This is a genomic window from Streptomyces sp. NPDC059456, from assembly GCF_042750055.1.
Taxonomy (GTDB): domain Bacteria; phylum Actinomycetota; class Actinomycetes; order Streptomycetales; family Streptomycetaceae; genus Streptomyces.
The window spans coordinates 1-2,481 of record NZ_JBHYVA010000949.1; the positions used below are offsets into that span (position 1 = coordinate 1).

Annotated in this window: 3 protein-coding genes; 1 reads left to right on the forward strand and 2 read right to left on the reverse strand. The window is 74.2% G+C overall.

All coding sequences use genetic code 11. The features are described 5' to 3' along the window. Window positions 1-264: 264 nt before the first annotated feature. Entirely contained in the window at window positions 265-1,302 is a 1,038-nt protein-coding gene (locus ACFXA3_RS40915) for a rod shape-determining protein (RefSeq protein WP_385196294.1), read from the reverse strand. A 220-nt stretch (window positions 1,303-1,522) separates the two neighbouring features. Here ACFXA3_RS40915 and ACFXA3_RS40920 point away from each other — a divergent pair, with 220 nt between their 5' ends. Beyond that, entirely contained in the window at window positions 1,523-2,209 is a 687-nt protein-coding gene (locus ACFXA3_RS40920) for an esterase/lipase family protein (RefSeq protein ID WP_385196297.1), read from the forward strand. On the opposite strand, the gene ACFXA3_RS40925 is transcribed toward ACFXA3_RS40920, so the two are convergent. Further along, entirely contained in the window at window positions 2,206-2,406 is a 201-nt protein-coding gene (locus ACFXA3_RS40925; protein ID WP_385196300.1) for an ALQxL family class IV lanthipeptide, read from the reverse strand. The two genes, ACFXA3_RS40920 and ACFXA3_RS40925, sit on opposite strands and share 4 nt — an antisense overlap. Between the last annotated feature and the right edge of the window lie 75 nt (window positions 2,407-2,481).

Consider the following 2,481-nt stretch of genomic DNA (forward strand, 5'->3'; position numbering starts at 1 on the left):
CCTTCGGGCGGGGGGGCTGGGGGGGGTGGGGGGCCCGCCCCCCCGCCCCCCCCCGGGCGTTTAACCGCCCGGACCGCCGCGGGCGCGGGGGGCCCCCCCCCCCCCGCGCCCCGTACCGTGCCGTGCACAGTCCGGTCGCCGATTCCACGATGTGCTGGAGGGTGGTCCGCAGCTCCAGTTCGGAGCCGACGCTGAGCACCGCCTCCAGGAGCACGGGCAGACTGGCCCGTTCCGCGGGGTCGGCAGGCTCGGTCGCCGCGTCCGTCATTCGGCCAGCGGGTTGAGGACCATCGGGGCGATCTTCCCTTCGAGCATCATGCCGAGACCGAGGACGGCGCACACGTCCGGCCGTTCCGCGATGGCGACGGGCATTCCGGTGGCGTCGCGCAGCATCTGGTCCAGGCCCGGCAGCAGGGCGCTGCCGCCCACCATCATGATCCCCCGGTCCGTCAGGTCGGCGACCAGGTCGGGCGGGCAGTCGCGCAGCACCTTGCCGATGCCGTCGAGGACGGCGGTCAGCGGGGTGTGGATGGCGTCGCGGACGGCGGCGGTGTCCACGTGGACGGAGCGGGCCAGTCCGGTGGCCACGTCGCGGCCGTGGATGAGGGTGGAGGCGGGGCCCCCGTCGGTGATGCCGTTGCCGTGCAGGGCCAGCTGGAGCGGCCGGACGGCCTGGCTGGGCAGCATCAGCTCGTGCGCGTGGCGCAGGTGCTGGACGACGGCGTGGTCGATGGCCTCGCCGCCGACGGGGATCCGCTGGGCGGTGACGATGTTGCCGAGGGAGAGGACGGCGACCTGGGTGGCGGCCGCCCCGCACACCATGATCATCGTCGCGGTCGGCTGCTCCACGGGCAGGCCGCAGCCGACGGCCGCCGCGATCAGGGTGTCGACGAGCTCGACGCGCCGGGCCCCGAGCCCGACCATCGTCTCGACGGCGGCCCGCTGGGCGAGCGGGTCGGCGTCGTGCGGGGTGCAGGCGGCGGCCCGCAGCCGCGGCTTGCGGCGCAGGGCGCGGCGCAGCTTCTCGCCGAGCAGGTGGCGCAGCATCCGCTGGGCCATCTCGATGTCGACGACGGTGCCGCCGGAGACGGGGCGCACCACGCGGATGTAGTCGGGCGTGCGGCCCGTCATCCGTTCGGCGAACGTCCCGACCGCGATGAGGGCACCGGTGCGGGTGTTGACGGCGGCGACGCTGGGCTCGTCGACGACCAGGCCGGCGCCCTTGACGTAGACACGGGTCCTGGCGGCTCCCAGGTCGACGGCGACGTGGCAGCGGCGCAACTGCTCAAGACTGACGGTCACGGCAGATCCTCCCGAGAGCGCTGACGCAAGAATACCGGCGGCTGCCGGTTGCATTTCATATCTTCTCGGGCGAATGGGGCATGGCGCCCGTTGGGTTGCTCCGGCTGGGTGTGTCGCACGGGGTGAGAGGTGCTGCACGGGGGTGGATTTCTGTACCGACAGACACCACGATGCCCGCACCATCCGCGCTACCCGCGCGTAACAAGGTAAGGGGGACCCCATGCTGACGCCCCGCCAGAAGCCTTTCGCGCTCCTGACCCTGTGCGCGGCACTGCTCGCACCCTTCCCCGCCCGTGCCGCCACGCCTGTGCAGCCGCACAACCCGGTCGTCCTCATCCACGGCTACAACGCCGACCCGGGCGTCTGGGGCGGCCTGCGCGAGGACCTGCGAGCCGCCGGGTACACGGACGCGGAGCTCTTCTCCTGGGGTTACGACACGCACCGCTCGGTCAACGAGGTCCTGTCCGGGCAGCTCGGCGCGTACGTCGACCAGGTCCGCCGGCAGACCGGCGCCGCCCGGGTCGACATCGTGGCGCACTCCCTGGGCTCGCTCGTCGGCCGCTGGTACGTGAAGTTCGGCGGCGGCACCGCCACCGTGGACCACTGGGTCTCGCTGGCCGGGCCCAACCACGGCACCTCCACCGCGTGGGCCTGCGCCCTGTGGGACCAGGCCTGCCGGGACATGACACCCGGTTCGTACGTCGTGAAGAACCTGAACTCCGGGGACGAGACCCCGGGCGCCGTGAAGTACGCGACGTTCTGGTCGAACTGCGACGAGGTCGTCAACCCGGACGACAGCGTCCCGCTCACCGGGGCGGCCAACACGCCGGTCGGCTGCCTCAAGCACAACGACCTGCTGGGGGACGACGCCACTTCGGCCGGCGTCCGGTCCTTCCTCGCCTCCTAGGCCCCGTCGCTCCGTCGCGCCGGCGCCCCCCGCGAAGGGCGACGGCGGCCCCGGGGCGGCGGTCGCGGGGGGGGGGACCCGCCCCGGGTGGCGCGGTTGGCCGCCGGGCACGCGAGGCGGCAGGTCTGGGCGCAGCGCTCGTGGGCCGACAGGTGCGGCGCGGGCAGGAGCTGCAGGGCGTCGGGGTCGTTCTCCATGGCGGTTCTCCTCTCGGGGAGTTGACGGGCCCCGGGGGGGGCCCCCCGGGGGGGGGGGCCCCCGCCGGGGCGCGG